This is a genomic window from Actinomadura luzonensis, assembly GCF_022664455.2.
Classification (GTDB): domain Bacteria; phylum Actinomycetota; class Actinomycetes; order Streptosporangiales; family Streptosporangiaceae; genus Nonomuraea; species Nonomuraea luzonensis.
The window spans coordinates 4,470,298-4,485,339 of record NZ_JAKRKC020000001.1 but is presented as its reverse complement, the minus strand read 5'-3'; the positions used below and the strand labels follow the sequence as shown (position 1 = coordinate 4,485,339).

Genomic DNA, 15,042 nt, shown 5'->3' with positions numbered 1-15,042 from the left:
GCGGCCGCTCAGCGCGGGTCGATCCACTCGAAGCCGTGGCCGAAGGTCTGCGCGGCCAGCACCCGCTGCCCGGCCGCGCTGGGGTGGAAGAAGTCCCACTTGCTGACGTGCTCCAGCGTGAACGGGTAGCCGAACACGGCGCCGCCGTCGGTGTCGCACTGCGGGCCGTAGGCGGCGCAGACCTCGGCCGCGGCCCGGTTGTAGGCCATCACCCGGGCGCGCACCCGGGCGCGGCGCTCGACGTCGGCCTTCTTCATCGACGACGGGTCGGCCAACATGGTGGGGCAGATGCGGCCGACGGTCCAGAAGGTGCGGGCCACCGGGTTGTCCTTGCCGGCCTGCCACAGCCGGCGCAGGTCGGGGATGCTGGCGAACAGCACCCGGGCCTGCGGCACCCCGGCGCGCAGCTCGGACAGCGCGGCCTCCAGCCGGCGGCGGTAGGTGGCGACCGGCGTCATGGCCTGCTCGGTGCGCACGCAGGCGTCGGTGGCGCCGATGAGGATCGTCACGTAGTCGGCCTTGGCCGCGACCGCCTTGCGCATCTGGCCGAGCAGGTCGGCGCTGGTCGCGCCGGGGACGGCGTAGTTGAGGTTGTGGCCCTGGAGCGTTCCAGACAGCTTCGACAGGCGGGTGTAGTGGCTGGCGACGGCGGTGTTGTCGCCCGCCGACCACGAGCGCGAGGTGCAGGAGACGTACCAGCCGCAGGCGTTGAAGCCGGTGGAGATGGAGTCGCCGAGGGCGGCCATCACCTCGGGGGCCGGCTGGGCGGCGGCGGCCTGGGCGGCCGTGCCCGAACCGGTGAGGACGACTGCTGCGGCGAGGACAGGGGCCAGGCGACCGATCATGGACATCAAGGTAGAGAGCGGGCCGGGTCCCGGCCATCATGTTCGGGGTAGCTCTGCCGTTTCGGGACCGACTTCATATGGCGGCTTGACAGGCCGAAGCCTGGCCGGGTTGCGGGCCGATCCACCGCGACATCCGGTTTTTCCCCGGTTCGCTTGCCGTAACGTGGCATTCACGGGGGTCAGAGTCGAACATGTTCAGGTCCCGCATAGCATGTCTTGAGTGAGTGTCGCGCTCGGAACAACCCGCCCGCTGCCGGTTCGCACCACACTGGTCGGCGATCCCGGCGACCTGCTGGCCTCCCTGCCCAGGTCGTCCCCTTACGCCTGGATCAGGAACGGTGAGGGGATCGTCGGCTGGGGGGAGGCCGCCCGCGTCGCGGTGCCGCCGGGCCCCGGCCGGTTCGCCTGGGCCCGCGAGTGGCTGGCCGGCGTGCTCGGCAGGGCCGAGATCGAGGCCGGGGCCGGGCCGGGCGGTGCGGAGCGCGTCCCCGGGTCCGGGCCCGTCGCCTTCGGCAGCTTCACCTTCGACGAGGACGCGCCGGGCTCGGTCCTGGTCGTGCCGCAGGCCGTGCTGGCCCGCCGGGGCGGCCGCGCCTGGCTGACCACGGTCGGCGACGCGCCGCTGGAGACCGTCACGCCGGTCCTCGACCCCGGCCGCATCAGCTACGGCGACGGCAGCCTCACCGCGCCCGAGTGGGAGCACGTGGTGGCCCGCGCCGCGGCCCGCATCCGCGACGGCGAGCTGGAGAAGGTGGTGCTCGCCCGTGACCTGGTCGCCACCGCCGAACGCGCCATCGACGTGCGGCTGCTGCTGGCGCGGCTGGCCCGGCGCTACCCCGAGTGCTACACGTTCTCGGTGGCGGGCCTGGTCGGGGCCACACCCGAGCTGCTGATCCGGCGCACGGGGCAGGAGATCGAGTCGCTGGTGCTGGCCGGCACCACCGCGCGCGGCACCGGCGCGGCCGACGACCTCGCGCGCGGCAAGGCGCTGCTCGCCTCCGCCAAGGACCGGCACGAGCACGAGTGCGCGATCGCCTCCGTCCGCACCGCGCTCGGGCCGCTGTGCTCGGCGCTGAAGACGCCCGACGAGCCCGAGCTGCTGGTGCTGCCCAACGTCCAGCACCTGGCCAGCCACGTCACCGGGCGGCTGGCCGACGGGGCGTCGGTGCTCGACGTGGTCGCCGCCATGCACCCCACCGCGGCCGTCGGCGGCACCCCCACCGACCTCGCCATCAAGGTCATCCGCGAGCTGGAGGGCATGGACCGCGCCGGCTACGCCGGCCCCGTGGGCTGGATCGACGCCCACGGCGACGGGGAGTGGGGCATCGCGCTGCGCTCCGGGCTGATCAGGGGGCGGCGGGCGCGGCTGTTCGCCGGCGGCGGCATCATGGGCGACTCCGACCCGGCCGCCGAGCTGGCCGAGGCGCAGGCCAAGTTCCGCGTCATGCAGTACGCGCTGGAGGGGTGAGCGCGCCCGCCCTCCTCCGCGCCGCGCCCGCCCTCCTCCTCGCGTCGCGCTCCTGCCGCCGGGCTCAGGCGCGGACGTGCACGTCCTCGCCGGGCTCCACCCGCGCGCGGCCGGCGGTCAGCGTCGCCACCCAGTCGGCGAACGCCGCCACCTCGTCCTCGCCGACCGCCACGCTGAAGGTGACCCGGTCGGCGTAGGCGACGTCCTCGACCGCGTACCGCGAGGCCCGCAGGTCGTTCTCCACCCGGCCGGCCTGGTCGTGCGCGACGGCCACGCGCACCCGCCTGGCCGGCACCATCCGCACCGGCTCGGCCCGGTCGAGGGTCTCGGTGACGGCCGAGCCGTAGGCGCGCACCAGCCCGCCCGCGCCGAGCAGCACGCCGCCGAAGTAGCGGGTCACCACCGCCACCACGTCGTTGTAGCCGCGGCCGGTCAGCGCCTGCACCATGGGCGTGCCGGCGGTGCCGCCGGGCTCGCCGTCGTCGTCGCCCTTCTGCACGCGCTGCCCGATGACGTAGGCCGAGCAGTTGTGGCTCGCCCCCGCGTGCTCGCGCCGCCGCTCCGCGATGAACGCCGCCGCCTCCTCCACGCTGCGCGCGGGCGCGACCGCGCAGACGAAGCGCGAGCGCCGCACCTCGGTCTCGTGTTCGACGGTGGTCAGGAGTGTGAGGTACGGGGCAGGCACATTCGACAGGGTATGCCCTAGCCTCCGGGGTGCCGCGAGCTACCATCTCCTTCAAGACCTCAGGGGAGGGTCTCATGGGAAGCTCCACGGAAACGTTCACGGACGTCGCCGACGACGTCATGCCCTTCGCCACCGCCGCCATCGGCGCGTACGGCGCGAGCGTGCTGGCCAAGACCAGCGAGCTGGCCGCCGACACGCCGGTCGCCCTCGGCACCCGGCTGCTGCAGCGGGTCTTCGGCCGCGGCGACGCCTGGTCGCGGGGCCTGGTCGCGCAGGTGGCGGAGGCCAAACCGGACGACGTGCCCGCGCACGCGGCGCTGCGGTCGGCGATCGTGGCGGCCTTCGGCGACGACCCGGCGCTGAGCCGGGAGGTGGCCGCGATGTTGCCGCGGTCTTCGGTGAGCGGCTACGGCCTCTGACCGCGCGGCGGCCCGTGTGCTGCCGGTGGAATCCGGCATAACGTTCATCGCATGAGTTATCGCGTCGCCATGGACATCGGCGGCACCTTCACCGACGTCGTCTGCTACGACGAGCGGACCGGGGCGGTCACCGCCTCGAAGGCGCCCACCACGCCGGAGGACCTCACCGAGGGCGTCTTCGCCGCGCTCGGCCGGGTCGTGGAGGACCCCGGGGCCATCTCGTTCTTCGTGCACGGCACCACGCAGGGCCTCAACGCCCTGCTGGAGCGCAAGGGCGGCCGGGTGCTGCTGCTGGCCGGCGCGGGCGCCGGGGACGTGTACCGGATCGCCCGCGGCAACCGGGACCGCATGTTCGACCTGCGCTACCGCAAGCCCGCGCCGCTCGTGCCGCCCGGGGACGTCATGGAGGCCGGCGGCCGGCTCGACCACCGGGGCCGCGAGCTCGTCCCCCTTGAAGAGGAGGCGGTGCGCCGGGCCGCGCGCCGCGCCCGCGAGGAGGGCTTCGACGCGGTGGCGGTGTGCCTGCTGTTCTCCTACGCCGACCCCGTCCACGAGCTGCGGGCCGGCGAGATCCTGCGGGCGGAGCTGGGCGAGGACGTGCTCGTGGTGCTCTCCCACGAGGTGGCGCGGGAGTGGCGGGAGTACGAGCGGACCTCCTCGGCGGTGCTGGAGGCGTACACCGGGCCGGTCGTGCGGCGCTACCTGGCCAGGATCGGGCGGCGCTTCGCCGAGCGGGGGCTCACGGTGCCGGTGCACGTGATGCAGTCCTCCGGCGGGCTGGTCAACGCCGCGCACGCGATGCGCCGGCCGCTGCAGACGCTGCTGTCCGGGCCGGTGGGCGGCACGATGGGCGGCGTCGCCGCGGCCCGGCTCCTGTCCCGCGCGGGCGGCCCGAGCCGGGACAACGTGATCTGCGTGGACATGGGCGGGACGTCGTTCGACGTCTCGCTCGTGGTCGGCGGGCGGCCCGACGTCAGCGCGGAGGCCCGCATCGAGGGCCACCCGGTGCTCATGCCGGTCGTCAACCTGCACACGATCGGCGCGGGCGGCGGCTCCATCGCCTACGCCGAGGCGGGCGCGCTGCGGGTCGGCCCCGAGTCGGCGGGCGCGGTGCCCGGCCCGGCCTGCTACGGCAGGGGCGGCGCGCGCGCCACCGTGACCGACGCGAACGTGGTGCTCGGGCGGGTGGACCCGGCCTGGTTCGCCGGTGGGCTGATGACCCTGGACATGGCCGCGGCCCACCGGGCGATCGGCGCGCTCGCCGCCGAGCTGGGCATGGACCCGCTGCGGCTGGCCGAGGGCGTGTGCGACGTGGCCAACGCCAAGATGGCGCAGGCGATCCGCACGCTGACCGTGGACCACGGGATCGAGCCGCGGGAGTTCGCGCTGGTGGCCTTCGGCGGGGCGGGGGCGATGCACGCCGCGTTCATCGCCAGGGAGCTGGGGATCCCGGAGGTGGTGGTGCCGCGCTTCCCCGGGGCGTTCTCGGCGTGGGGGATGCTGGAGGCGGACGTGCGGCGGGACCTGACGCAGCCGTACTTCCGGCCGCAGGACACGCTCGACGGCGCCGACATGTCCGGAAATCTCGTGATGTTGGAGCGGGAGGCGCTGGCGGCGCTGGCCGCGCAGGGCGTCCCCGAGGAGCGGCGGCGCGTCGAGCACGCCGCGGACCTGCGCTACGAGGGCCAGGACTACACGCTCACCGTCCCGCTGCGCGACGCCGCCGAGCCCGCCGAGCCCGGCTTCCTCACCGCGCTCGCCGCCCGCTACGCGGACGCGCACACCGCCCGCTACGGGCACGCCACCCCGGAGGCGCCGGTGGAGGTCGTGATGCTGCGCAGCACCGGGCTCGGCTCGTTCCCGCGCGCCGCCGCGCCCGCCCCGCCGCCCGAGCCGGAGCAGGCGGCCCCGGTCGTCCGGGACGTGATCTTCGACGGCGTCGCGCACCCCACGCCGGTGCTGCGCCGCTCCTCCCTCGACGGGGCCCTCGCCGGGCCCGCCGTCATCGTCGAGGAGACCGCGACCACCGTCGTCCCGCCCGGCTGCCTGGCCACCGTGGGCGCCGGCGGCTTCCTCATCGTGAAGGTGGAGTCCCGATGATCGACCCCGTCACCACCGAGATCATCCGCTGCGCCCTGCTCCAGGCCGCCGAGGACATGAACACCACCCTCATCCGCAGCTCCTACACCCCCGTCATCTACGAGGCCAAGGACTGCGCGGTCGCGCTGCTCGACCGCGACCACAACGTGCTCGGCCAGTCGTCCGGCCTGCCGATCTTCCTCGGCAACCTGGAGGTGTGCACCCGCGAGACCGAGCGCCTGCACGGCCCGGGGGTGTGGGAGGAGGGCGACGTGTGGGTGCTCAACGACTCCTACATCGGCGGCACCCACCTCAACGACGTCACCGTCTACGGCCCGATCTTCGTGGACGGCGCGCTCGCCGGGTTCGCGGCCTCCCGGGCGCACTGGCTGGACGTCGGCTCCAAGGACCCCGGCGGCTCGATGGACTCCACCTCGATCTTCCAGGAGGGCCTGCGGATGGGCCCGGTCCGGGCGTACGCGGGCGGGCGGCCCTGCCGCGACCTGCACGACCTGGTCGCCCGCAACGTGCGCTTCCCGCACGCCACCCTCGGCGACCTGCGCGCCCAGGTGAGCTGCGCGATGACCGGGCAGCGGCGGCTGACGGAGATCATGGAGCGGTGGGGCCCGGCGACCGTGCTGGCCGCCCGCGACGCGATCTTCGACCAGACCGAGCGCATGGAGCGCGCCGCCGTCGCGGCCATCCCCGACGGCGTGTACGAGGCGTCCGGCTTCCTCGACAACGACGGCATCGACCTGGACACGCCGCTGCCGGTCACGGTGCGGGTCACCGTGGCGGGCGAGTCGATGCACGTGGACCTGACCGACTGCGCCGACCAGGCGCTCGGCCCCGTCAACTGCGGCGCGGCCCAGGCCGTGGCCGCCGTCCGGGTCGGCTACAAGCTGCTGGTCTCCGGCGAGGTGCCGCTGAACGGCGGCTCGTTCCGGCCGCTGACGGTCACCACGCGCCCCGGCTCGATGCTGGCCGCCGAGTCGCCGGCCGCCTGCCAGTACTACTACTCGCACCTCGGGCTGCTCATCGACCTGGTGGTCAAGGCCCTCGCCCCGGCGCTGCCCGGCAAGGCGGCCGCGGCCTCGTACGGCGACTCGATGATCGTGCAGTTCACCGGCGTCGACCCGCGCACCGGCAAGCTGTACGTCTCCCAGGAGGCGACCGTCGGCGGCTGGGGCGCCTGGGAGGGCGGCGACGGCGAGACCGCGCTGATCAACAACGTCAACGGGGCGCTGCGGGACATGCCGATCGAGGTGCTGGAGACGTTGTTCCCCGTCCGCGTCACCCGCTACGAGGTGCGGGAGGGCACCGGCGGGGCCGGGCGGTGGCGGGGCGGCGACGGCGTGGTGCGCGAGTACGAGTTCTGCGGCGACGCCGCGCTGTCGCTGTGGTTCGAGCGGTCGGTGACGCCCGCGTGGGGGCTGGCGGGCGGCGGGCCCGGCGCCCCGCCGCGCGTCACGCTCAACCCGGGGCGGGCGGGGGAGCGGCGGATGCTCAAGGTCAACGCCCTGCCGGTCACGGCCGGGGACGTGCTCCGCTGCGAGTCCGGCGGAGGCGGCGGCTACGGCCCCCCGCCGGCCTCCCCGCCGCCGGTCTGACGGCGCCCCGCGCTTCCCGGAGGGGGACCGACGGCGGCCGGGGCCTCGGGGGCGGGGCCCCGGCCGCGTAGCCGGTCCATGTCGCGGGCCGCCGGGTGCAGCCCCGCCAGCGTGGTCGTGAGCCCGTAGACCACGCCGCAGGCCACCAGGACGGGGGCCGGACCGGCGGCCGCGACCGCCGCGCCCGCCAGCACCCCGGCCACGGGGATGCCGGCGAAGGCCAGCGACGTCTGCATCGCGCCCACCCGGCCCAGCAGGCCGCGCGGCACCCGCTCGTACGTGATCGCCCCGAGGATCGGGTTGAGGAACCCGCCGCAGAACCCGCCCACGGCGAACACCGCCAGCACCGCACCCAGCGGCACGTCCGGGACCGCCAGGATCAGGTACTGCGGCGGCCCGGCCACCAGGAACGCGGCGAAGAGCACCGGCCGCCGCGGCAGCCGGTGCGCCAGCGCCGCCGCGAGCAGCCCGCCCCCGAGCGCGGTCAGCCCCATGATGCTCCGGCTCAGCCCCCAGGCGGCGGCCCCGTTGCCGGACCGCTGGGCCCAGACCGGGCCGAGCACCTGGGCGAAGCCGGCGTCCAGCAGATTCGTCACCGCGACCATGGCGATCACGACGAGCAGCAGCGGCTGCCCCCGCAGGAACGCCCATCCCTGCCCGAACCGCCGCCAGTACCCGCCCTCAGCAGCGGAGCCGCCCGTGGAGCCGCCCGTGGAGCCGCCCGTGGAGCCGCCCGTGGAGCCGGCCGCGGCGGGGTCGTCCGTGGCGCGGCGGCCCATGCCGCGTGGCAGCGCCCAGGCCACCACCACCGACCCCAGGCCGAAGCAGGCCGCGCTGACCGCGAGCCCGGCTGTCGCGCCGAGCGCCGCCACCAGCGCGCCGCCCGTCACCGGACCGGCGAGCTGGGCCAGCCGCTCCACCGCGCCCATCAGCCCGGTCGCCCGCTCCAGCGGCATCCGCCCGCGCTCGGCCGCCTCCGGCACCATGATCTCCTTGGCCAGGTCGCCGGGCCCGCGCGCCGCCCCGATCACCGCGACGAGCGCGGCCAGCACGCCGAGCGGCAGGAGCGACAGCGGGTGCAGCAGCGCGATCGCCCCGGCCGCGCCGGCGCTCACCACGTCGCCCGCCCACGACACGCGCCGTGGTCCGATCCGGTCCAGCAGCGGCCCGGCCACGAGCTTGACCAGCACGTACGGCCCCATCTCGGCGAACGCCACGACGCCCGTCAGCACCGGGCTGCCCGTGGTCTCCAGCACGAACCAGGGCAGCGCGACGGCCGAGACCCGGGTCCCGGTGAGCGACACCGCGACGGCCGCCAGTACCCCGGCGAGGGGCCGCGGTAACGGCGCGCTCACTCGTCCTCCCCGGGGCCGCCGGAGCCAGGGGGGCCGCCGGCGGGCTCCGGCAGGAGCTCCGTGATCAGCACGACCCGCTCGGCGTCCGGCGGGGCGGGCTCGTCGTCGCGCCGGTAGCGTGCGATCACCTCGCCCAGCTCCGCGCGCAGCCGCCGCCCCTCCTCGGTGGTCAGGCGCAGCGCGAAGGAGCTGAGGTCGAACACCCGCCGCCAGGCGTGCGGCATGGTCTGCAACTCGTTGAGCGCTTGCTGCGTACGCAGGTTGTACAGGGCCGCGATCGACTGCATGTAGGTGTGCACGGCCTCCGGCTCGCGGTCGCTCAGCCCTTCGTCGTTGAGCCGGGTGACCTGGTGGACCGAGCGCCACCAGCGTTCGCGCGCGTTGCCGCGCTCGGTGTCCTCCTCGACGAGACCGGCCGCGCCGAGCCGCCGCAGGTGGTAGCTGGCGGTGCCGGAGTTGACGCCGAGGCGTTCGGCGAGGCGGGTGGCGGTCGAGGGACCGTGCCTGCGCAGCAGGTCGACGAGCTGGACGCGGACGGGGTGGGCGAGGGCCCGCAACCCCTTGGCGTCGAGGACGACGACGCCGCTCTCCCGTGGATCGCTCATGCCCTCACGCTAGACCGCCAACAGTTCTTCGCAAAGAGTCGTTCGCGAAGAACTGTTGGCGGTTTTGCGGCGTATCGGGAAGCCCGTCACGGAGTTACCGTGTAATCGTGTAAGCAAAGGAGTGCACGTATGGCGGAAGATCCCCTCGACGCCTACTCGCGCGTCGTCTCCTCCGTGGCGGCCGAGCTGCTGCCTAAAGTGGCCAGCGTGCGGGCCGGTCAGGGCAGCGGGTCCGCGGTGGTGTTCACCGCCGACGGGTTCCTGCTGACCAACGCGCACGTCGTCGGCACCTCCAGGGCCGGGACGGTCGCCTTCGCCGACGGCACCTCGGGCGACTTCGTGGTCGTCGGCCGCGACCCCCTGTCCGACCTCGCGGTGATCAGGGCGCAGACGGCCACGCCCGAGCCCGCCACGCTCGGCGACAGCGACGAGCTGGTCGTCGGGCAGCTCGTGGTGGCGCTCGGCACGCCGCTCGGGCTCGCCGGTTCGGTGACGGCCGGGGTGGTGTCCGGGCTCGGCCGGTCGCTGCCGGCGCGCAGCGGCGCCAACATGCGCCTGATCGAGGACGTCATCCAGACCGACGCGGCGCTCAACCCCGGCAACTCGGGCGGGGCGCTGGCCGACTCCCGGGCCCGGGTGGTCGGCATCAACACGGCCGTGGCCGGGATCGGGGTGGGGCTGGCCGTGCCGGTCAACAGCACGACCCGCTCGATCATCGCCGCGCTCATCAGGGACGGGCGGGTGCGGCGCGCGTTCCTGGGGCTGGTCACCTCGCCCGCCCCCCTGCCCGAGCAGCTACGGCAGCGCACCGGGCAGAGCGGCGCGCTGCGCGTGGTCGAGGTGGTGCCGGGCTCGCCCGCGCACCGGGCCGGGCTGCGCTCGGGCGATCTGGTGCTGAGCGCGGGCCGCAGCCCGGTGGGGGACGCGCAGAGCCTGCAGCGGCTCATGTTCGCCGACGCCATCGGCCGGCCGCTGCCGATCACCGTCTACCGCAACGGCGCCCTCGTGGACGTCATCGCCGAGCCGGTGGAGCTCACGGGTTCAGGGGTATGACCTGCGCCCCGGCCTGCTCGGTGGCGGGGGCGTCGGCGTCGGCGTCCGGAGCGGTGCCGGGGGAGGCGCCGGCCGGCTGCGGGCGCACGTAGCTGCCGTCGCGGCGGGCCAGCAGCTCGGCCAGCAGCGCGTCCCACTGCCGGCCGACGGCGTCCACGTCGTACGTGGCCGCGGTCTCCACCGCGTGCTCGGCCAGGCTGCGGCGCAGCGGCTCGTCCTCGATGACGCGGAGGATGCCGGCCGCCAGGTTGGCGTTGGTGCGCGGCTTGACCAGCAGCCCGTCGACCTCGTGCGTGATCATCTCCTTGGGGCCGTGCGGGCTGTTGAAGCTGACGATCGCCAGCCCCTTGGCCATGGCCTCCAGGATCGTCATGGGGAAGCCCTCGTGGCGCGAGCTCATCACGTAGACGGACGCCTTCTCCAGCTCGGCCCCGACGTCGCTGGTCGGCCCCGGAAGCTCGACCTTGTCCTCCAGCCCCGCCTCGGCGATCTGCTGGCGCAGGTTGGCCTCCTGCGGCCCGGCGCCGAAGATGCGCAGCTTCCAGTCGGGGTGGGCGGCGGCGACGGTCTCCCAGGCGGTGATCAGCCGGTGGAAGCCCTTGATCCGGGTGAGGCGGCCGACCGCGATGGCGACCTTGGCGTCCAGCTTGGCCTGGCCGCCCGACATGGGCGGCACCGCGTTCGGGATGCGGGCCAGCTTGCGCGGCTTCTTCGGCAGCGTCTCGCGGTAGTCGCGCAGGTCGGCCTTGGTGAGCGTGACGAGGGCGTCGAGGCGGCGGTAGCGCCACTTGATCAGGTTCTGCATCGGCTCGGCCTGCGTGCGCAGCGCCACGTGCTCCTGCCCGATCGTGATGACGCCGGGCGGCGCTAACTGCGCCATCGCCAGGTTGAGCCCCGGCCGGGTGGCCATGAGCACGCCGGTGTCGAGGGACCGGATGTAGCGGGCGAGCTGCAGGTCGGTCCACAGGTTGAAGCGGTGGTAGGCCGTCTCCTCCTGAGGGATCAGCCGGCTCGGCATCTTGGACAACATCGCCCGCAACGGGTCACGGCTCGGCCGGACCCGGTCGTCGAGGAAGCGGAAGCGCACCCGCGGGTCGACGGGGAAGAACGGCTCCTCGGCCTCCTTGAGAATGCTCACGATCTCCACGTCGTGCTCCTCGGCGAGGTAGCTCGCGAGGTTGAACACGGTTCTGATCGTGCCGCCCATGCCGTAGGCGTGCAGCAGCAGGATGCGGACCCGCTGGATCGAGGGTGGCGGCGCGTTGCGTGCCTTACGCCGGTTGTATCCCCGGTAGAGCCGCCGCGCGGCCGACTTGCCCTTGCGTGCGAGTGCGCGCACCTGACAGGTCCCCCTTAAGGACGAAAACAGTCAACAAACACACATGACCGACCACAAGGTCGAGCCCCTGCCGCCGGCCGGCGATCACGTCGGCGAGGGGCACTGTTCATCCCCGGTGTGCTTTCCCCACCTATGATCTTTAGACGCCGTGAAGGTGACTAAGGTTGCATTCGCGGCCGATGCCGCGGATCGGGCGTGTGCGGGGGACGCTCGGCCAGCAGCTCCAGCGCCACGTCGATGGCCCGTTCGAGCTGCGTGTCCACGCCGCGCGCGTAGTCCTGCGGGGTGATGTCGACCTCGATGTCCGGGTCGGTGCCGTAGTTCTCCACCTGCCAGCCGACGTCGTCGAAGGCGAAGGAGAACTCCGGCTGCGTCGTCACCGTGCCGTCGGCGAGCTGGTGGCGCGGCCAGATCCCGATGACGCCGCCCCAGGTGCGCCGGCCCACCAGCGGGCCGAGCTTCAGCACCTTGAAGGTGTGGCTGAAGATGTCGCCGTCGGAGCCCGCCCACTCGTTGGTGATCGCGACCAGCGGCCCGCGCGGCGACTCCGGCGGGTACGGCTCCGCCGCCCCCCACCGCGGGTAGTCGTAGCCGAGCCGCCGCCGGGCCAGCTTCTCCAGCAGCAGCGCCGAGACGTGGCCGCCGCCGTTGAAGCGCACGTCCACGATGAGCGCGTGGCGGTCGTACTCGGCCAGGAACCCCCGGTGGAACTCGCCGAACCCGTCCGGCCCCATGTCCGGGACGTGCACGTAGCCGACCCGCCCACCCGACCGCTGGTGGCACTGGGCGCGGTTGAGGTTGACCCAGTCGCGGTAGCGGGCCGGCTGGTCGTCGGCCAGCGCCCGCACGGTGACCGCGAACACCTCCCCGTCGCGGCGCAGGGTCAGCTCGACCTCCTCGCCGGCCTGGTTGACCAGGCGCTCGTTCGGGGTGGCGACGCCCTCGCCGATGGGCGCGCCGTTGATGGCCAGCACCGCGTCGCCGGGGCGCACGTCCAGGCCGAGGCGGTTGAGCGGCGAGGTGGCCTTCGGGTCCCACGGGTCGCCGGTCACGATCGACCGGATGAGGTAGACGCCGTCCCGGTAGTCCCAGTCCACGCCCAGCTTGCCCTGCGTGTAGTCGGGGCCGGGACGGTACTCGCCGCCGCTCTCGTAGGCGTGGCTGGTGGCCAGCTCGCCGTGCAGCTCCCACAGCAGGTCGGAGAACTCGCCCCGGGTGCTCACCCGGTCCACCAGCGGCTGGTAGCGCTCGTAGACGGCCGGCCAGTCCACGCCCGCCATGTCCTCGGTCCAGAAGTTCTCCCGCTGCAGCCGCCACGCCTCGCGGAACATCTGCCGCCACTCCGCCTCCGGGCACACCGACACCTTGATCCGCGACAGGTCGATCCAGCCGCTCTCGCGTCCCGGCCGGTCGTCGTCGCCGCCCGGCACCTCGCCGGCCTTGACCACGCGCAGCCGCGAGCCGGCCCGGTACAGCAGCGTCCTGTGGTCGCGGCCCAGCTCGAAGTCGGTGACGCCGTCGGCGAAGGTCTCGTTGTCGTTCTTGGCGAAGTCGTACAGGTGCAGGGTGTTGTCGCCCTCCAGGGGGCTGGTGAGGATCAGCGCCTTGCCCTTCAGCCCGGCCACCCGCTCGTAGCGGCCCTCCGGCAGGGGGAAGGCGGTGACGCGGCGGGTCAGGCCGTCCACGTCCACGCGCAGCGGCTCCGGCTCGCGCTCCTCCTCTTCTTCCTCGTCGTCGTCATCGTCATCGTCGTCGTCCTTGTCGTGCAGGGGGCGCTGTCTCGGGACGAACGGGTCCGGCACGTCGGCGCGCAGCGCGATCGCGTACGGGCGGGTGCCCAGCGGGAAGCCCAGGTCGAACTGGAGCTGGTCGTAGACGGGGGAGAAGGCGCGCTGGCCGATGAAGTACAGGTAGCGGCCCTCCGGGTCGAAGGCCGGCATCGAGTCGATCAGCACCGGCTCGGTCGCCTGCACGGTCCGCCCGCTCTCCGGGTGGTGCAGCTTGATCGCGGTGGTCTGGGCGTTGAGCGGGGCGGCGTAGGCCAGCCAGGTGCCGTCGGCCGACCAGGCCGGGTCCTCGGGCGAGGCGTGCGGGTTGGCCTCCACCAGGTCGCAGCGGCCGGTGGCGAGGTCGAGCAGGTGCAGCTCGTGCCGGTGGTTGACGACGGCCACGCGGTCGTGCGCCGGGTCGGGCACCAGGTCGGTGACGCGGCCCAGCCGGGCCACCTCGGTGCCGGGGCCGCCGGCGCGGCTCTCCAGGACGACCAGGCGTTCCTCGTCGGCGTCGTCGCTGGCCGCCGCGATCAGCCGCACGCCGTCGTTGAGCCAGGTCAGGAAGCGGTAGCGGACGCCGTCCGGCGCGCCGTGCTGGCGCACCGGGCCCTCCCAGTCGGCCATCGCGTACGCCTTGCCGCGCGCGGTCACCGCCAGCGCGCTGCCGTCCGGGCTGAGCGTGGCGCTCTCCAGGTAGTCGGCGGCCTCGACGAAGCGGCGGTTGCGCTGCGTGCGCGAGCTGGCCAGCGTCACCTCCAGGCGGCGCGGCCGCTCGCCGGGCTCCAGCAGGTACAGCTCCGCGCCCGCGTGGTAGACCAACCGGTGCCCGTCGCCGGACAGGTTGCGGGCGTAGTAGTCGTCGTGGTGGGTGTGCTTGCGCAGGTCGTGCCCGTCCGGCAGGCACGAGTAGACGTTGCCGACACCCTCGTGGTCGCTGATGAAGCACACCCGCTCGCCGCTCCAGCAGGGCGAGGCGAGGTTGCCCGGCAGCCGGATCAGCCGCCGGAACTCGCCCGCGCCGTCCGGGTCGATCCACAGGTCGCCGACCGTGCCGCCGCGGTAGCGCTTCCAGCGGGCCGGGTCGGCGGTGTTGCGGCCGAGCACGATCATGCCGCCGGGGCCGTGCGCGATCGAGTTCGCCGGCCCGTACGGCAGCCGCTCCGGCACCCCGCCGGGCGCCACCCGGTGCAGCCACTTGCGGCCCTCGAACGGCTGGGACTGGTCGCTGGCGTACAGGATGCGGCCTTCGGGGTCCCAGCCGGTCACCGTGCAGCGCGCGCCGTGGAAGGTGACCCGGCGGGCCGCGCCGCCGCCGGCCGGCATGACGTAGACCTCTTCCGGGCCCTCCTCGCGGCCGACGAAGGCGAGCTGGTCGCCGCGTGGGGAGATGCGCGGGTAGCCCGCCTCGGCCAGTCCCGCGGTCAGGCGGAAGGCCCGGCCGCCCTGGGCCGAGACCATCCACAGGTCGTCCTCGGCGGCGAAGACCACGACGTCCTGGAAGACGGAGGGAAAGCGCAGATAGGCCGACATGACAGCAGCTCCAGGGTCGCGGCTCCACGGGCGATGCGACAGCCGGGAGCCCGGCCCCCGGCTGTCTGATCATGTCACCATAGATCAGCTCTCGTCGGAGCCCTTCCTGGTTTCCTTCTTGGTCTCCTTGGCCTGCCGGTTCGTCTTGATCGACTGCTTCTTCGACTTGCCCGACTTCGCGGCGGGTTTCTTCTTCGTGTCTGCCATTGGAATTCCCCCCTGTACGGACATGGTGCACGCACGATTCGTGCACCAAGCTCGTTAGTACCCATTACGGCACGA

Annotated in this window: 12 protein-coding genes; 5 read left to right on the top strand and 7 right to left on the bottom strand. The window is 74.0% G+C overall.

Annotation, left to right across the window (positions count from 1 at the left end):
• Window positions 1–8: 8 nt before the first annotated feature.
• Window positions 9–845, bottom strand: coding sequence for a GDSL-type esterase/lipase family protein (locus tag MF672_RS21470; RefSeq protein ID WP_242379266.1), 837 nt, complete (start codon window positions 843–845; stop codon window positions 9–11).
• Between the two features lie 220 nt (window positions 846–1,065).
• Here MF672_RS21470 and MF672_RS21465 point away from each other — a divergent pair, with 220 nt between their 5' ends.
• Window positions 1,066–2,313 (top strand): isochorismate synthase, encoded by a 1,248-nt coding sequence (locus tag MF672_RS21465; RefSeq protein ID WP_242379268.1) that lies wholly within the window; start codon window positions 1,066–1,068, stop codon window positions 2,311–2,313.
• A gap of 64 nt (window positions 2,314–2,377) precedes the next feature.
• On the opposite strand, the gene MF672_RS21460 is transcribed toward MF672_RS21465, so the two are convergent.
• On the bottom strand, window positions 2,378–2,998 hold the full coding sequence (locus tag MF672_RS21460; protein WP_242379270.1) for a YigZ family protein: 621 nt from the start codon (window positions 2,996–2,998) through the stop codon (window positions 2,378–2,380).
• A gap of 74 nt (window positions 2,999–3,072) precedes the next feature.
• Here MF672_RS21460 and MF672_RS21455 point away from each other — a divergent pair, with 74 nt between their 5' ends.
• The 3 genes from MF672_RS21455 to MF672_RS21445 are packed head-to-tail and all read left to right on the top strand — an operon-like array spanning window position 3,073 to window position 7,106.
• On the top strand, window positions 3,073–3,417 hold the full coding sequence (locus tag MF672_RS21455) for a hypothetical protein (RefSeq protein WP_242379272.1): 345 nt from the start codon (window positions 3,073–3,075) through the stop codon (window positions 3,415–3,417).
• A 51-nt stretch (window positions 3,418–3,468) separates the two neighbouring features.
• Window positions 3,469–5,517 carry a hydantoinase/oxoprolinase family protein gene (locus MF672_RS21450; protein ID WP_242379274.1) on the top strand — a complete coding sequence of 683 codons (2,049 nt, stop codon included), beginning with the start codon at window positions 3,469–3,471 and terminating at the stop codon, window positions 5,515–5,517.
• A complete protein-coding gene (locus tag MF672_RS21445) occupies window positions 5,514–7,106 on the top strand; it encodes a hydantoinase B/oxoprolinase family protein (protein WP_242379276.1) in 1,593 nt (530 codons plus the stop codon). The genes MF672_RS21450 and MF672_RS21445 overlap by 4 nt, the downstream gene beginning before the upstream one ends.
• Here the strand turns inward: MF672_RS21445 and MF672_RS21440 are convergent.
• Window positions 7,070–8,461, bottom strand: a complete 1,392-nt coding sequence (locus MF672_RS21440; RefSeq protein WP_242379279.1) for an MFS transporter — start codon at window positions 8,459–8,461, stop codon at window positions 7,070–7,072. The genes MF672_RS21445 and MF672_RS21440 overlap by 37 nt on opposite strands.
• Entirely contained in the window at window positions 8,458–9,066 is a 609-nt protein-coding gene (locus MF672_RS21435; protein WP_242379281.1) for an ArsR/SmtB family transcription factor, read from the bottom strand. Before MF672_RS21435 ends, MF672_RS21440 begins: the two co-directional genes overlap by 4 nt.
• A gap of 129 nt (window positions 9,067–9,195) precedes the next feature.
• On the opposite strand from MF672_RS21435, the gene MF672_RS21430 reads away from it, so the two are divergent.
• Window positions 9,196–10,119, top strand: a complete 924-nt coding sequence (locus MF672_RS21430; RefSeq protein WP_242379283.1) for a S1C family serine protease — start codon at window positions 9,196–9,198, stop codon at window positions 10,117–10,119.
• Here the strand turns inward: MF672_RS21430 and MF672_RS21425 are convergent.
• The 3 genes from MF672_RS21425 to MF672_RS51450 form a co-directional block, all read right to left on the bottom strand.
• Entirely contained in the window at window positions 10,100–11,458 is a 1,359-nt protein-coding gene (locus MF672_RS21425; protein WP_242379285.1) for a glycosyltransferase family 4 protein, read from the bottom strand. The two genes, MF672_RS21430 and MF672_RS21425, sit on opposite strands and share 20 nt — an antisense overlap.
• A 158-nt stretch (window positions 11,459–11,616) precedes the next feature.
• Window positions 11,617–14,760 carry a S41 family peptidase gene (locus tag MF672_RS21420; protein WP_242379287.1) on the bottom strand — a complete coding sequence of 1,048 codons (3,144 nt, stop codon included), beginning with the start codon at window positions 14,758–14,760 and terminating at the stop codon, window positions 11,617–11,619.
• An 84-nt stretch (window positions 14,761–14,844) separates the two neighbouring features.
• Complete coding sequence (locus MF672_RS51450; RefSeq protein ID WP_302893243.1) at window positions 14,845–14,967, bottom strand: hypothetical protein; 123 nt, start codon at window positions 14,965–14,967, stop codon at window positions 14,845–14,847.
• Window positions 14,968–15,042 lie beyond the last annotated feature (75 nt).

Bases quoted from the DNA above. Each gene is read 5' to 3' on its own strand.
- MF672_RS51450 (WP_302893243.1), bottom strand. From the start codon at position 14,967: ATGGCAGACACGAAGAAGAAACCCGCCGCGAAGTCGGGCAAGTCGAAG.
- MF672_RS21470 (WP_242379266.1), bottom strand. From the start codon at position 845: ATGATCGGTCGCCTGGCCCCTGTCCTCGCCGCAGCAGTCGTCCTCACC.
- MF672_RS21420 (WP_242379287.1), bottom strand. From the start codon at position 14,760: ATGTCGGCCTATCTGCGCTTTCCCTCCGTCTTCCAGGACGTCGTGGTC.
- MF672_RS21430 (WP_242379283.1), top strand. From the start codon at position 9,196: ATGGCGGAAGATCCCCTCGACGCCTACTCGCGCGTCGTCTCCTCCGTG.
- MF672_RS21445 (WP_242379276.1), top strand. From the start codon at position 5,514: ATGATCGACCCCGTCACCACCGAGATCATCCGCTGCGCCCTGCTCCAG.
- MF672_RS21455 (WP_242379272.1), top strand. From the start codon at position 3,073: ATGGGAAGCTCCACGGAAACGTTCACGGACGTCGCCGACGACGTCATG.
- MF672_RS21450 (WP_242379274.1), top strand. From the start codon at position 3,469: ATGAGTTATCGCGTCGCCATGGACATCGGCGGCACCTTCACCGACGTC.
- MF672_RS21435 (WP_242379281.1), bottom strand. From the start codon at position 9,066: ATGAGCGATCCACGGGAGAGCGGCGTCGTCGTCCTCGACGCCAAGGGG.